Genomic DNA, 16,236 nt, shown 5'->3' on the forward strand with positions numbered 1-16,236 from the left:
TGTTTTTTTATTATGACAAAGAACTAAATAAGTATTCTGATACTAGGTGTTCAGTAGATTGGATTGATTCCTTATGTGTTCTTTCATAAGCATGACTAGATTCAATGCCTGCTCCAATTAATCCATGCTTTACATCTGCTCCAGCCCTCATAGCTGCAGAGGCATCACTTCCATAATATGGATAGATATCAAGTTGATAAGGAATACTTTTTTCTTTACAAATAGAAACAAAATGATTTCTTAAACCAAGATGATAAGGTCCACTAGCATCTTTTACACAGATGGATACAGTGTATTCGTCTGTTTGTTGATCGTCACCCATAGCTCCCATATCAACAGCGACATATTCAACAACATTTGGAGAAATATTGGAGTTACCACCATAACCAATTTCTTCATTGTTTGAGAAGAAAAAGTGAGTTGTGTATGGCAGCGTTTGATTAGTTTCTTTTAGATTAATTAAAAAATTCATTAGAATAGCCGCACTAACTTTATCGTCCAAATGTCTAGATTTTATGTATCCAGAAGGTGTGACCACTGTTCGTGGATCGAAACTAATAAAGTCACCTACCTGAATACCTAAATTTTCTGTATCTTCTTTAGAAGAAACTTTTTCATCAATTCTTACTTCCATGTTTTGTTTGTCGCGTTTTGCTGTTCCTGAATCTTTATAAACGTGGACACTCGTTTGATGCATTAAGATGGTTCCGGTGTAAGTTTTATTGTCTTGCGTGTGAATCGTACAATATTCACCCTCAATGGCATTAAAGTTAAATCCACCAATTAAATCAAGTTTCAATCGACCATCTGGTTTTATGGCACGAACCATTGCACCTAATGTATCAATGTGAGCCGTAATAAATCTTTCTTTATCTAAAGTTTTACCTGGAACAGTGATAATTAGGCTGCCTTTATTATTAATAGTTGGTTCATAACCATGAGATGTCATTTCATTATAAATAAAATCAATAATGGTTGATGTATCTCCAGTTGGAGAAGGTATATTGGTTAATTCACGGGTTAGTTCAATTGTTTCTTTTGACAAACGTATCATCCTTTCTTTTAAGTTAAGGTTAGATGAATCGTGTATAAAAAGCAATGACTATTTTTTATAAGATAGATGGTGATTTTTTTGTTGTGAACGTTTATAACTTTTCTCATCCCAAAGCATTAACCAGAGTAATACAAGAGGGGTCAAAATAATCAGAGCCACATCTAGTCCTAAAGTACCTAAAATAATCCCAATAATTAAAACAATTAAGATTAAAGCATATCGTCTAATAGCAAACATATAAACACTCCTTAAATTTTTACGAACGTGCGTTCTTGTTTATGAAAATATTATACAAACATATGTTCTCTTTGTAAAGAAAAAAATAAAGCATAACATCATGCTTTATTAAATATGGTTTCTATAAAGGCCGACAACTTTGCCTAAAATTGAGACATTGCTTAATATGATAGGTTCCATTATGTCATTTTCTGGTTGCAAACGAATATGATTTTTTTCTTTAAAAAACCTCTTACATGTTGCTTCGTTTTCATCTGTCATGGCAATGACGATTTCACCGTTAATAGCTGACGATTGTTTTCTGACAATAACATGATCACCATCGAATATGCCAGCGTTTATCATACTATCACCACGAATCGTAAGCATGAATAAACTGTTTTCTTCATATTTTAAGTCAGGTGGTAGTGGGAAAAAGTCTGATGCTTCTTCAACAGCTAAAATTGGTTCACCAGCAGTTACTACACCTAACATTGGAATGAAAGGTGAGTTGATACCAATCATTTTTAATCCTTCGCTTGTTAATTCAATAGCTCTTGGTTTAGTAGGGTCACGACTAATTAAGCCTTTTTTTTCTAAACGAGAAAGATGTCCATGAACGGTTGACGTTGATGAAAGGTTGACAGCTGTTCCGATTTCTCTAACAGTTGGAGGATACCCTTTTTCTTCAACTTGTTCGTGTATGTATTTTAAAACGTCTAATTGTCTAGAGGAACGTTTAGTTGACATAATGATACCTCATTTCCTTTTTTTTGAGTGTAACATAAATTTTCATTAAAATCAAACGCATGTTCGTACTTTTTTATTGCAATTAATTGTTTTTTTATTCCTTTTAAGATACTATTTAATTAGAACTTTAAGGAGGTTTACACTCATGTTAAGCGAAAAAAAATTAGCAAGAATAAACGAATTAGCAAACAAATCAAAAACAACGGAAGGATTAACTGACGTTGAAAAAAAAGAGCAACAATTACTTCGAGAAGAGTATTTAAATAGTTTTAGAAAAGGTATGAGAAATCATATTGAAGGAATGAAAGTCGTTGATGAAGAAGGAACAGATGTTACGCCTGAAAAATTAAAACAAATTCAAAAAGAAAAAGGGTTACATGATAGATAACCTTATGTTTTTATTTATGTAAAAACGCTTGTAAAAATAAAATATCCGATGTAGAATGTAATAAAGGTAAATAAAACCTAAATAGGAGGGCGTTATATGTTATTTGATCAAACTGATCAACTAGGTGTTAACACAATTCGTACACTTAGTCTAGACATGATTCAACAAGCAAATTCAGGACATCCAGGATTACCAATGGGAGCTGCACCAATGGCTTACACTCTTTGGACAAAATTCTTAAAGGTAAATCCTAAGACATCAAGACAATGGGCAGACCGTGACCGTTTTGTTTTATCTGCAGGACATGGTTCAGCAATGCTTTATAGTTTACTTCATTTGTCAGGGTATAAATTACCAATGGAGGAATTAAAAAAATTCCGTCAATGGGATAGTTTAACACCAGGACATCCAGAGGTACATCATACTGATGGTGTTGAAGCAACAACTGGTCCATTAGGTCAAGGGATTGCAATGAGTGTTGGGTTTGCGATGGCAGAAGCGCACCTCGCTGCAACATATAACAAAGATAAATTTAATATTGTTGACCATTACACGTATGCTTTATGTGGTGATGGCGATTTAATGGAAGGTATTTCTCAAGAAGCAATCAGTTTAGCTGGTCATTTGAAACTTGGTAAATTAATCGTCTTATATGATTCAAATGATATTTCTTTAGATGGACCTTTAGATAAATCATTTACTGAAGATGTAAGGGGTCGTGTTGAGTCATCAGGATGGCAACATATTTTAGTAAAAGATGGCAATGATTTAGAAGAAATCGCAAATGCTATTGAAGCAGCGCAAAAAGAGACAACGAAACCAACCATGATTGAAGTCAAAACTGTGATTGGTTTTGGTGCTGAAAATGAAGGAACAAACAAAGTGCATGGTGCGCCACTTGGAGCTGAAGGTGTGGCGTTTGCTAAAAAATCTTACGGTTGGGATTACCCAGCATTTACTGTACCAGAAGAAGTGGCAACACGTTTCCACGCTGATATGGTAGAAAAAGGTGGAAAAGCAGAAGCAGAGTGGCAAAAACTATTTGCTGATTACAAAGCTGCTTATCCAGAACTAGCGAAACAATTTGAAGAAGCATTCAAAGGTGACGTGACAGTTGATTTGGAATCTGTTTTACCTACATACGAACTTGGTGAAAGTGCAGCAAGTCGTGTGACAAGTAAAGAAGCCATTCAAGTATTATCTAAAGAAATCCCATCATTCTGGGGAGGATCTGCAGATTTATCATCATCGAATAATACCATGGTAGCAGCTGAGAAAGATTTTGAACCTGGACAATACGAAGGCCGTAATATTTGGTTTGGTGTTCGTGAATTTGGAATGGCGGCAGCGATGAATGGTATTGCATTGCATGGTGGAACACGCGTGTATGGTGGAACATTCTTTGTATTCGTTGATTACTTACGTCCAGCATTACGTTTATCATCGATTCAAAAAGCACCAGTAACATTTGTGTTAACACATGATTCAATTGCAGTTGGTGAAGATGGACCAACGCATGAGCCAATCGAACAATTATCAAGTTTACGTGGTATGCCAAATGTGAATTTAATTCGTCCGGCTGATGGGAATGAAGTATCAGCAGCATGGAAATTGGCTGCAACATCAACAGAAACACCAACTGTTTTAGCTTTATCAAGACAAAACTTACCAGTTCTTGAAGGCACAAAAGAAAAAGCATATGAAGGCGTGGCACGTGGTGCATACGTATTGTCACCATCAAGACGTGACACACCAGATGGTATTTTAATCGCGACTGGATCAGAAGTGAAATTAGCGATGGATGCACAAGCAGAACTATATGAAAAAGAAGGCGTGGATGTGTCAGTCGTTTCAATGCCATCAACTACTTTATTTGACGCACAAGATGTAGCTTATAAAGAAAGTGTGTTACCATCATCTGTAAGTAAACGCGTGTCAATCGAGATGGGAACAACATTTGGATGGGGCCGTTATGTTGGCTTATCAGGTAAATCAATTGGTATCGATAAATTTGGAGCAAGTGCACCAGGTAATAGAGTGATTGAAGAATATGGTTTTACAGTAGAAAATGTAGTGAAGACATTTAACTCATTATAATATAAATAAAACCCCGACAATTTTTATGATTGTTGGGGTTCTTTTGTTTTAAAAAACAGTTTTGTTAAAGAAAGGTATATTAGTTATACAGAGTGATGTATAATTAGATTACTAGATAAAATAAAAAAAGCGCCGAAACAGCGCCACAGAAGTTGATTACGGACTAAGCCTTATTTTAACTTGCTATGTTGTGTTGAATGCTACCAACAAGTTTATTATAGGGTCTTTTTGATAAAAAAGCAAATGGAAAATCGGAGGAGATTAAATGGTGAAGGAGTATTCTATTGGATTAGATATAGGAACAAGTAGTGTGGGGTGGAGTGTGATTGGTAGTAATAATGACTTAATAAAAAAGAAAATGTTAATAAAAGGCAATACTACTAAGAAATATATTAAGAAGAATTTCTGGGGAGTTCGTTTATTTGAAGAAGGACATACAGCAGAGGATACACGTATAAAAAGAGTAACTCGCCGAAGATACATTCGAAGAAGAAATAGAATAAACTACTTGCAAGAAATCTTTTCTGTCCCTATGTCTGAAATTGATAAACACTTTTTTGATAGGTTAGGAGAAACATTTTTAAGATTAGAAGATAAAAAATACCAACATTATCCAATTTTTGGTACGGAAAAGTTAGATAAGGAGTACCATGAAATCTATCCTACTATTTACCATTTACGTAAAAAATTAGCAGATTCATCTGAAAAAGCAGATTTACGATTAGTTTATTTAGCTTGTTCTCATATTATAAAATATAGAGGACACTTTTTGATAGAAGGAAACTTTTCGACAAATAATGTTTCTATTAATGATAGTTTTGAAAAATTTATTAATGTATATAATCAAAGTGACTTTATTGACGAAGAAAACTATCAAACTTTAAATAGTGAAATTAGAATAAATCAAATTATCAATGAACAAGGGTCAAGAAGTAAGAAATCTGAGAGTATATTAAATAACTTTCCCAAAGAAAAATCTAATTCATTATTTGGACAATTAGTAAAAATGATTGTTGGAAACCAAGGAAACTTTACTAAAATATTCAATTTAGAGGAAGAAATAAAACTACAGTATTCATCTGAAGAATATGAGCAAGATATTGAAATACTCTTGGGGTTGATTGGTGATGATTATGCAGATTTGTTTGAATCTGCAAAGGCAGTTTATGACGCGATAGAATTGTCTAATATTTTATCTAATACTGACGAATCAAGTCATGCAAAATTATCATCTAGCATGATTAGTAGATATAAGAAACATCATAAGGAATTAGCAGAATTAAAAAACTATATTAAATCTTATTTACCTGATAGGTATTATGAGGTATTTAAAGATTCTAGTAAACATGGATATGCTGGTTATATTGATGGTGGAGTAGGAGAAGAAGATTTTTATAAATATATGAAAAAGTTACTTTCTAAAACATCTGATGCTGAATCTTTTTTAAATAGCATAGAAAATGAGGACTTTTTAAGGAAACAAAGGACATATGATAATGGAGTTATTCCATATCAAATTCATTTAGAAGAATTAAGTGCAATTTTAAATAATCAAAGTGAACATTACCCATTTTTAAAAGAAAATATAGAAAAGATTGAACAGATTTTAACGTTTAGAATACCTTACTATGTTGGCCCATTAGCTTATGGAAACAGTAGATTTTCATGGGTTGTTCGAAAAGAAAAAGGGAGTATTACTCCTTGGAACTTGGAAAAAAAGGTAGATTTATCTCAATCAGCCACAAAGTTTATTGAGAAAATGACTAATTACGATTTGTATTTACCAAATGAAAAAGTGCTACCAAAGAATAGTCTAATTTATCAAAAATATATTATTTTTAACGAATTGACAAAAGTTAAGTATAAAGATGATAGAGGCAAAATTTTAAATTCTTCAAGTGATGAAAAAATATCTATATTTGAAGAGTTATTTAAATCAAAGAGAAAAGTAACTAAGAAAGATTTAATTAATTACTTAGAAAATCAGTACTTAATTACTGTTACAACAGTTGAAGGGATAGAAGAATCTTTTAATGCTGTTTATAGCACATACCATGATTTGATTAAGCAAGGTGTACCAAAGGAATTTTTAGATGAATCATCTAATGAAGAGATAATTGAAGATATCATTAAAATATTAACCCTCTTTGAAGATAGAAAAATGATACGGGAACAATTAACACAGTACAAAGGAATATTATCTGATAAAACGTTAAAAAAATTAGAGAAACGTCATTATACAGGTTGGGGAAGGTTATCAAAAAAATTATTAGTAGGTATAAAAGACAAAGAAAGTCAAAAGACAATTCTTGATTTTTTAATAAATGATGATGGTTTTCCAACCAATAATAATAGGAACTTTATGCAATTAATTAATGACCCATTATTGTCATTTAACGATATTATTGCAGAAGAACAACGTGAGAAAGAGTTTAAATCACAAGAAGATTTAGTTAATAGTTTACCAGGGAGTCCAGCGTTAAAAAAAGGGATATTACAGAGTTTAAAAATAGTCGATGAAATTGTTGATATTATGGGTGCACACCCAAGTAACATTGTGGTTGAGATGGCACGAGAAAATCAACGAACTAACAGAAGTAATACACGACAATCTCAGATAGAAAAAAGTTTAAAGGAACTTGAAAGTGATTTATTGAAAAATAAACTACCGTCAAATGAAGAACTAAAAAGTAATCGATTATTATTGTACTACTTACAAAATGGAATTGATTTATATACGGGACAAACTTTGGATATTACTAAATTATCTTCTTATGATCTTGATCATATTATTCCACAAAGTTTTATTACCGATAATTCATTGGATAACTTAGTGTTGGTATCGTCAAAAGAAAATCGTGGAAAAAAAGATAAAGTTCCTAGTAAAGAGGTTGTTAAGAGAAATAAGCCTTATTGGGAAAAATTATTAAAAAGTGGAGCTATGTCGAAAAGAAAATTTGATAATCTAACAAAAGTTGAAAGAGGTGGGTTAACAGAAGCAGACAAAGCCGGATTTATTCATCGGCAATTAGTTGAAACAAGACAGATTACAAAGCACGTTGCACGTTTATTAGATGAAAAGTTTAATGTTGAAAAAGATGAAAAAGGAAATATAAAACGAACAGTGAATGTATTGACATTAAAATCGTCACTAACTAGTCAATTTCGAAGTAAGTTCAGGTTATATAAATTACGAGATTTAAATGATTATCATCATGCTCATGATGCCTATCTAAATGCTGTAGTTGGGACAACACTACTGAAAAAGTATCCAAATTTAAGGGGGGAATTTGTCTACGGTGAATTTTCTAAGCAAGGATTAAAAAAACGATTATCAGCAACTGATAAATTAAATATGTATACAAATATTATGAATTTTTTTGATGCTGAAACCCCATCAGTAGATGAGAACGGCGAAATAATATGGTCACATAAAGATATTTCGATGGTTAAAAAAGTATTAGAATATAGACAAATGAACATAGTAAAAAAAGTGGAACAACAAAAAGGGCGTTTTTATAAAGAAACGATTCATCCGCACAGTAATTCTAATAAACTGATACCGATTAAAAATAATCTAGATACAAAAAAATATGGTGGCTATAAAGAACCCATGATTGCACTTAGTTTATTTATTCGATATAAAAAAGGTAAAAAACAAATTTTAACAAATGAAGTAGTAGGTATTCCGTTGATTAAAATAATAGAGTATCAAAAAGATAAAGAAAGCTATTTAGAAAAAACAGGGTATACGAATCCGAGGATTTTACTAGAATTATCCAAATACAGTTTATTTGAAACAAAGACTGGTAAGAGACGGATGTTAGCTAGTGCAACTGAGTTACAAAAAGGAAATCAATTTGTTTTACCTAGCTTTTTAGTAGAACTATTGTATCATTCTCAAAAAGCAATCGATGGCAATAAAGAAAGCCTAACATATATCAATGAGCATAGACAAAACTATGATAAATTGATGGACGAAGTAAATACTTACTCCAAAGAATTAATAGGAGCAGATAATAACCTAAATAAAATTAACAAACAGTATAGTGAAAATAAGGAAGTAAATATATTAGACGTAGCGAAATCCAGTCTGAATTTAATGAAATTTACTAGTTTTGGGGTAGCAATGGATTTTGATTATTTTGGAGTGAAAATTAATAGATACCGATATACTAGAGTTTCAGATATCAAAGAGCTTTTTGAAAGTGTACTGATTTACCAATCAATTACCGGATTATATGAAACTCGCATAGATTTGGAGAAATTATAATGGGTTGGCGGGTTATAGTAATAAACACGCATTCAAAAATAAGTTATAAAAACAATCATTTAATATATCGCTCACCCGAACAAAGTGAAATGATACATCTATCTGAAATAGATATACTATTACTTGAAACAACAGATATTACATTGACTACTATGTTGGTTAAGCGTTTAGTTGATGAAAATATTCTGATACTATTTTGTGACGACCATCGTTTGCCAATTGGTAAGTTACTTCCTTTCTATGGAAGACATGATAGTAGTTTACAAGTATCTAAGCAAGTTAATTGGGGAGAAGAAATTAAGATTGAAGTATGGACAGATATTATTTCGCAGAAAATTTTGAACCAAAGTACTTTTTTAAAGTATCAGAGTTATCATGAAAAATCAGATTCCCTTTTATATTTACATGATGAGTTGCAACCACTTGATCCATCTAACCGTGAAGGTCATGCTGCAAGAGTTTATTTCAATACATTGTTTGGTTCCGATTTTTCTAGGAGTGATGATTCTGATATTAACAGTGCTCTGAATTATGGATATACTTTAATTATGAGCTTATTTGCTAGAGAGATTGTGAAAAATGGTTGTATTACGCAATTGGGATTAAAGCATAGTAATCAGTTTAATAGCTATAATTTAGCAAGTGATGTGATGGAACCTTTTCGTTGTCTTGTTGATGAACTAGTCTATGAGCATCAAGGCAAAGATTTCATTCAAATAAAACGACATTTATTTGAATTATTTAGTAATACATATAAATATGATAATAAAAATATGTATTTAACTAATATTGTAAGTGACTATACCAAAAAAGTGGTAAAAAAATTAAACGGAGAGATGGAAGGTATTCCTAGTTTCAGGATATGAGTTATAGATATATGAGAATGTTAGTAATGTTTGATTTGCCAACAGAAACAGCAGAAAACAGAAAAGCTTATCGTAAATTCAGAAAGTTCTTGATTAATGAGGGATTCTTAATGCATCAATTTTCTGTTTATAGCAAGCTATTACTTAATGATACATCTTCAAAAGCGATGCTAGCCAGACTACAAAAGAATAATCCTGAAGATGGTCTTATAACTGTATTGAATATTACAGAGAAACAGTTTGCACGTATGGTTTATTTATCAGGAGAAAAAGATATGAGTATCGGTAATTCTGATAGTAGAGTTGTTTTTTTAGGTGATGATTATGATTAAATTGAATATTTCTTTATTAGATACGCCTATTGTGATTGATGGCCCATTATATTTTGTTATCAAGAATCAACCGTATTTTACTAAAGTAGTCCAAGAATTGTATCGGATAGATGAAACAAATGATATTAAACTATTTGATTCTAAGTATAATAACTTGAAATCAAATGACATGATTTTAATTACAGATATTTTAAGATTTGATGTTAATTCGTCATAAATAATTAAGCTAATATATACTGATTTAGAAAATCAATTAAATATCGATATTGAAACGAAAACAAAGATAGAGTTTTTAACAAATCAGATAACAACAATAATTTCAGATGAGTTGGTAGACCACAATCTAGATTTAATTATGGATGAGATAACTATACTAGAGCTATTTAAATCATTAGGCATAAAAATAGATGTGGAGCAAGGATCTATTTTTCAAAAAATATTGACGATTATTGAGGTTTATAAATATTTAAATAAGAAAAAATGTTTAGTTTTTATAAATGTTAGTGTGTATTTATCAATCAATGAAATGAAGTCTTTATTAGAATTTATTAGCTTAAATCAAGTTGATGTGTTATTTATTGAAAGATATGAGATGAAAGGCTTCTCAAATTATATATTGGATGAGGATTTTTATTTTTATAAGAATTAATGGTATAATAAATACAAATAGAGCTCTTTGAAAAATTAAAAATGAAGCATTTAAAACAAAAGACCTGCTATGAGTCTCTATAGTGCGATTACGAAATCTTTTTCTACGAGGTTTTAGAGCTATGTTGTTTTGAATGCTTCCAAAACATTCAAGGAGCGAAACAATCGACTAGATACGTTTTAGAGCTATGTTGTTTTGAATGCTTCCAAAACTGTTAGATAGAATGGAAAATAGCTTAGAGCGTTTTAGAGCTATGTTGTTTTGAATGCTTCCAAAACTGGGTTATATGGCGATTATAGTGAGCTGTTGTTTTAGAGCTATGTTGTTTTGAATGCTTCCAAAACATTCGACAATGGAATGTCACGCTAAACGAAGTTTTAGAGCTATGTTGTTTTGAATGCTTCCAAAACTTATTCGGGTGCAATTACTGTATTAGTTTAGTTTTAGAGCTATGTTGTTTTGAATGCTTCCAAAACTGTTAGATAGAATGGAAAATAGCTTAGAGCGTTTTAGAGCTATGTTGTTTTGAATGCTTCCAAAACTTGATTACTGTTCTTTTTGCCATTTCTTGTGTTTTAGAGCTATGTTGTTTTGAATGCTTCCAAAACATCTGGATGGAATGAGTATGCTGGTACTGTGTTTTAGAGCTATGTTGTTTTGAATGCTTCCAAAACTATAAATCCACGAAAATACGTTAATTTTTAGTTTTAGAGCTATGTTGTTTTGAATGCTTCCAAAACCACCATCTAGTTCTGTAATAACTTTACCTTGTTTTAGAGCTATGTTGTTTTGAATGCTTCCAAAACGCTGAATTTTGTTATTACACGAACATAAACGTTTTAGAGCTATGTTGTTTTGAATGCTTCCAAAACGCTCTAGCGATTGCGCTATTCAATCCACGAGTTTTAGAGCTATGTTGTTTTGAATGCTTCCAAAACATATACTTTCGCATGACTTCTCATACTATCGTTTTAGAGCTATGTTGTTTTGAATGCTTCCAAAACCCATTTAGCCAGTAATAAAAACGGTAGGGGGTTTTAGAGCTATGTTGTTTTGAATGCTTCCAAAACAAATCAATGAAGCTTATGATCAATTTCATTGTTTTAGAGTTATGTTGTTTTGAATGCTTCCAAAACAGTTTATGGTATTCATTTTCCATGCGAATAGTTTTAGAGCTATGTTGTTTTGAATGCTTCCAAAACGGAGACGCTATTTAAAGGATTTGTGGTAAGGTTTTAGAGCTATGTTGTTTTGAATGCTTCCAAAAATTATATACATAATTGAAATACCCCCAACAATTTTTATGATTGTTGGGGTTTTTTTGTTTTGTTGAATGATTTATTGACACCCATCAAAATTGCTTGTGTTAAGCCCATCGCGCAAAATAGTGTTGCTACAATAAAGGCGATGTTATATCCATGCAGAGTGGCAGATAACACGTCGGATTTATAAGTGAGTGGAGAAGTTAACAAAAGAGATTTGTGTGGCATATCTCTAAGTGTTGCTTGCGAGAGAAAACTAATGAGAATCGCTGTTCCAATTGAGCTGAATAGTTGTTTTGCTGTGTTATTTGTCGCAGAACCATGACTGATTAGATTATCAGGAAGAGAGTTCATACCGGCAGTAGTAACTGGCATCATGACCATCCCAACCCCGAGCATTCTAATACCGTAAATAATGGTAATAAAGTGCATGGGAGTTTTTTCATTTAGAGTACATAAACAAGCTGTCCCAAATGTTAGTAAACTCATGCCAATAATCGCTAAATGTTTAGCGCCGTATTTGTCAAACATCTTTCCAGTAATGGGCATCATGATACCTAAAATAAGTGCACCAGGAAGTAAAACTAAACCAGAGTGAAAGGGATCATACCCACGGACATTTTGGATATAAAGAGGTAACACCATTTCTGCTCCAACCATAGCCATGTTTACAATCCCACTTAATATGGTGGTGTTGGTAAACAGTTTTGATTTGAATACTGCCATACTTAAAAAAGGGTTTTTGATGTTCTTTTGTCTTCGACTAAAAAGAACAACAAGTGCCGCTCCAGCTAATAGAAGAATTAGAACTAATGGATCTGTCCATCCGTGATCGCCAACTAATGAAAAACCATAAAGTAAACTACCAAATCCTAAAGTTGATAAGACGGGCGAGAGAATATCAATTTTTGATGGATGTAGAGGTAATACGTCTTGCATAAAAATAAAGGACAAGATAATGACTAATACGACAATCGGGATGAGTAACCCAAAAAGATATCGCCAGTTAAAAGTATCAATGACCCAACCGGATAAAGTTGGCCCAATTGCAGGAGCGAGCCCGATAACAATACCTGCTATACCAAGTGCTTTTCCCCGTTCGTTTTCTGGATAGATGCTCAACATAATGGTTTGTAGTAAGGGAAGTGAAATTCCAACACCCATAGCTTGAATAATTCGTCCAAATAGAAGCATATCAAATGAATTTGCTATTAAACAAATGATGGTACCGACTAGAAAAAGAGAAATAGCGCCAATATATAAAATTTTAGTACGAATGTTATTCATCAAATATGCACTGAGTGGAATCATAATACCATTAACTAGTAGGAAACCAGTTGTTAACCATTGAATGGTAGAAGTTGAAACTGAGAATTGTCTCATTAAATCTGGATAAGCAGTGGTTAGGAGCATTTGATTTAAAACAGTACAAAAGCTACCGATAATAATCGTCACCACGAGTAAATTACGATGTTTTATTTTGACGATGGGGTTTTCCATAATGAGTCCTCCTTAAAATAAATATAGTATATAGATTACGCTGATTTATTGAAAAACAAATGAAAATATCAGTGTTTTATTATCAAAATTAATAGACTATCTTTTTTATTTAAGCCAAGCTATAGATGATTTATGAAAAATACCTAGAAGGTTTGTAAAAATAACGTTTTTTTTTCGTTTCTTTTCGTCACAATAAAGGAAACTACGAAAGAAGATGAATAAGATGAACGTGGAAACATTAGATGAATTGATTGCAAAGAATAAAGTATATTGTTCTATGGGGGCCAATGCTAGTTATATTCCAGCACTAGCCAGTGTAAACCCTAATCAACTAGGGATATCTCTTTATCATATAGAAAGTAAAGAACTTATTTCAGCTGGGGATGCTTTAGTAAAATTTGCGATTGAAAGCATGTCAAAAGTCCCAGCACTTTTATTAGCTATTGAAGATAATGGCTTAACTACTGTATTAGAGCATATCAATACGGAAGCAACTGGTTTTGCGTTTAATTCACCACTTAATATGGAAATCAATCACGACAAACATCCGCTAAATCCATTTGTTAATATTGGGGCGATTGAAACAACCTCTTTGATTAAAGGCAATTCACCTGACACACGTTTTAGTCGTTTGTTGACATTTGTAAAAGAAATTTGTCATGATGAAAGTATTAGTTTGAATGAGGAAATCTATGAGTCGGAGTCAAAAACGGGTGATATTAATCGCTCGCTTGCTTATTATTTAAAAGGTAATCACATGTTATCAGGTGATGTAGATAGTATTTTAGAGGTTTATTTTAAACAGTGTTCTTTAAATGTAACGACAGTAAATATTGCGATGATGGCGAGTGTTTTAGGAAATAAAGGGGTAAAGCCTTGGGACAACAAACGACTAATATCTGAAGAATCAGCTACTTTAGTAAAGTCTGTTATGACAACTGCTGGTTTGTATGATGAGTCGGGAGAATTTTCAGCTCATGTTGGAATACCGGGAAAAAGTGGTGTTGGTGGCGGCTTGATGGGTGTTGCTCCTAATAAATATGGCATTGGTGTATTTAGTCCACCTCTTGATAAATCAGGTAATAGTTTGGCAGGGATGAAGTTATTAAAAGATGTTGTAGAGGAACTATCTCTTAACATATTTAATTAAATAGACATATTATTTACAAAAATGTATCAAAAATAATATATAATCATGATATGATGAAAAAATAGTATACAATAAAGTGGTGAGATGATGGAAAAGCAAATGTTTCGATTATTAAATCCGACAAATCAACAATTATTAGAAATATTATCTTTTATTTCGGAAAACAAGCGATGGTACACAACTAAAGAAATAGGACTTCACATTAATATGGTTGAAAGAACGGTACAAAGGTATATCCAGCAAATTCGTGATATAACGGATATATTTAATCAGACATCTAAAGTCAAAGTTAGTATTAAATATGAAAAATATCGGGGGATTTGTTTAGATAGTGAATCAGGTTATATTGATTTAAAAAATTATATTTTTGAAAAAGATGAAACCATCCAGTTGTTGAAACATCTTATAGTAGAAGATGGGATAAATATTGAACGATATGCATTGGATAATTACACTAGCGTCCATGCTGTGAAGGCATCTTTAAAAAAAATTAAATTAATGTTTGAATTATATGATTTAAGCTTATCAAGGCAAACATATTCTATAGTAGGAAATGAAAAACAGATTCGATTAATTATTTATATTATGATGTGGACGCTTTATAAAGGAATTAAATGGCCATTTAAAACAATTAATAAAACCATTATTTATCAAACAGTAGATTTATTTTCCGAAACGAATCATCTCCAATTTTCAGTTATTCAGCGTAAACAATTGGCGTATGTGTTATCAACTAACTTAATCCGTTTACGAAAAAAGCATTTTGTGATGATGGAGGAATCTTGGAAGAATTATGTTGACATTAGTACTTTAATCGAAAAGTTATCATTTTTAAAAAATGTGATGCAGGAGTTTCATATTTATTGTGAATCTGAAATTTATTTTTATGCTGTTGTAGCTCAAATAAAAACAAAATTCTATGAATCAAGTGTCTTTAAACAAGAAATATTAGGCTATCATAAAATGAAACAGTCTGATGTATATCAAGCAACGATGGAATTCATGAGAGTGTTTCAAGAGACTTTCGTACAGATACCAAAAGATTTAAAGGAACGTTTTTTTATTACGAGTTTTTGTGCTCATATGTTTTGTCGCTTATTTAAGCGTGTTCATGTAGATGTTGATGGTTATTACGTTATGAGTGAGGTGAATGATAGATACCCTGTATTAAAACATAAGGTATTATCTACCATAAGACAGTTGTATGATCAAACAGGTAATGATTTATTTTTAATGGAAGACTTTTTACTACAAAAGTATATTTTATTATTTTCATCGGTTTTACCTTTAACATATTATGAACCAGAAATTGTAATTTATTTGGATACTGACTTACCTTATTTTATTGCTAAAGATATTGAAGAACGGATTTTATATCGTTATAAGTATGATTATCATATTGTATTCAAGAAATTGACTGACACACATAAAATTGACTTGATGTTAACGAATATTCCCAATACATTGGAAGAGATGAATCGCTATTCATCTCATGTTCAGTTATTTGACTATCCTATAAAAGAAAGAGATTTAATAGATATTGGTAAAAAGTTACAGTATCTAGCCCAAGAAAAAAGTGAGGCAACCATACTTTAGGGGATTTTTATTTCTTGAAGTATGTTTTTTTGGGTAAATTCTTAATAAAATATTAACAGAATTATAGGGTTATTTTATTTTAATTTGGAAGTATCTATTATAT

13 protein-coding genes and 1 CRISPR repeat array are annotated in these 16,236 nt (G+C 31.7%); of the genes, 9 read left to right on the plus strand and 4 right to left on the minus strand.

What is annotated here, in order from left to right; all coding sequences use genetic code 11:
• Positions 1 to 10: 10 nt before the first annotated feature.
• From BHY08_RS03235 to lexA, 3 genes are all read right to left on the minus strand, one after another.
• Positions 11 to 1,054 carry a M42 family metallopeptidase gene (locus BHY08_RS03235; RefSeq protein ID WP_211267914.1) on the minus strand — a complete coding sequence of 348 codons (1,044 nt, stop codon included), beginning with the start codon at positions 1,052 to 1,054 and terminating at the stop codon, positions 11 to 13.
• A 48-nt stretch (positions 1,055 to 1,102) separates the two neighbouring features.
• On the minus strand, positions 1,103 to 1,291 hold the full coding sequence (locus BHY08_RS03240; RefSeq protein ID WP_071456510.1) for a hypothetical protein: 189 nt from the start codon (positions 1,289 to 1,291) through the stop codon (positions 1,103 to 1,105).
• A gap of 108 nt (positions 1,292 to 1,399) precedes the next feature.
• A complete protein-coding gene (gene lexA / locus BHY08_RS03245; protein WP_071456511.1) occupies positions 1,400 to 2,020 on the minus strand; it encodes a transcriptional repressor LexA in 621 nt (206 codons plus the stop codon).
• 145 nt (positions 2,021 to 2,165) lie between these two features.
• On the opposite strand from lexA, the gene BHY08_RS03250 reads away from it, so the two are divergent.
• The 7 genes from BHY08_RS03250 to csn2 all read left to right on the plus strand — a co-directional run bounded on the left by BHY08_RS03250 (position 2,166) and on the right by csn2 (position 10,625).
• Positions 2,166 to 2,408: a DUF896 family protein gene (locus BHY08_RS03250; protein WP_071456512.1), complete on the plus strand. Its 243-nt coding sequence runs from the start codon at positions 2,166 to 2,168 to the stop codon at positions 2,406 to 2,408.
• A 96-nt stretch (positions 2,409 to 2,504) separates the two neighbouring features.
• Positions 2,505 to 4,505 (plus strand): transketolase, encoded by a 2,001-nt coding sequence (gene tkt / locus BHY08_RS03255; RefSeq protein ID WP_071456513.1) that lies wholly within the window; start codon positions 2,505 to 2,507, stop codon positions 4,503 to 4,505.
• A gap of 265 nt (positions 4,506 to 4,770) precedes the next feature.
• Complete coding sequence (cas9, locus tag BHY08_RS03260; RefSeq protein ID WP_071456514.1) at positions 4,771 to 8,778, plus strand: type II CRISPR RNA-guided endonuclease Cas9; 4,008 nt, start codon at positions 4,771 to 4,773, stop codon at positions 8,776 to 8,778.
• Positions 8,775 to 9,644: a type II CRISPR-associated endonuclease Cas1 gene (cas1, locus tag BHY08_RS03265; protein WP_199566562.1), complete on the plus strand. Its 870-nt coding sequence runs from the start codon at positions 8,775 to 8,777 to the stop codon at positions 9,642 to 9,644. Before cas9 ends, cas1 begins: the two co-directional genes overlap by 4 nt.
• A complete protein-coding gene (gene cas2, locus BHY08_RS03270; protein ID WP_071456516.1) occupies positions 9,641 to 9,976 on the plus strand; it encodes a CRISPR-associated endonuclease Cas2 in 336 nt (111 codons plus the stop codon). Before cas1 ends, cas2 begins: the two co-directional genes overlap by 4 nt.
• Entirely contained in the window at positions 9,969 to 10,193 is a 225-nt protein-coding gene (locus tag BHY08_RS11150) for a P-loop NTPase family protein (RefSeq protein WP_211267915.1), read from the plus strand. Before cas2 ends, BHY08_RS11150 begins: the two co-directional genes overlap by 8 nt.
• Positions 10,194 to 10,205: 12 nt before the next feature.
• Complete coding sequence (gene csn2, locus BHY08_RS03275; RefSeq protein WP_276325587.1) at positions 10,206 to 10,625, plus strand: type II-A CRISPR-associated protein Csn2; 420 nt, start codon at positions 10,206 to 10,208, stop codon at positions 10,623 to 10,625.
• A 110-nt stretch (positions 10,626 to 10,735) separates the two neighbouring features.
• A CRISPR array of direct repeats spans positions 10,736 to 11,893; the repeat unit is 36 nt; unit sequence GTTTTAGAGCTATGTTGTTTTGAATGCTTCCAAAAC.
• 33 nt (positions 11,894 to 11,926) lie between these two features.
• Here csn2 and BHY08_RS03280 read toward each other — a convergent pair.
• A complete protein-coding gene (locus BHY08_RS03280; protein WP_071456517.1) occupies positions 11,927 to 13,387 on the minus strand; it encodes an MDR family MFS transporter in 1,461 nt (486 codons plus the stop codon).
• A 223-nt stretch (positions 13,388 to 13,610) separates the two neighbouring features.
• Here BHY08_RS03280 and glsA point away from each other — a divergent pair, with 223 nt between their 5' ends.
• Together glsA and BHY08_RS03290 are read left to right on the plus strand one after the other, a co-directional pair.
• On the plus strand, positions 13,611 to 14,537 hold the full coding sequence (gene glsA / locus BHY08_RS03285) for a glutaminase A (RefSeq protein ID WP_071456518.1): 927 nt from the start codon (positions 13,611 to 13,613) through the stop codon (positions 14,535 to 14,537).
• 87 nt (positions 14,538 to 14,624) lie between these two features.
• A complete protein-coding gene (locus BHY08_RS03290; protein WP_071456519.1) occupies positions 14,625 to 16,133 on the plus strand; it encodes a helix-turn-helix domain-containing protein in 1,509 nt (502 codons plus the stop codon).
• The last annotated feature ends 103 nt before the right edge of the window (positions 16,134 to 16,236 follow it).

The organism is Vagococcus teuberi (assembly GCF_001870205.1).
GTDB classification, from domain to species: Bacteria; Bacillota; Bacilli; order Lactobacillales; family Vagococcaceae; genus Vagococcus; species Vagococcus teuberi.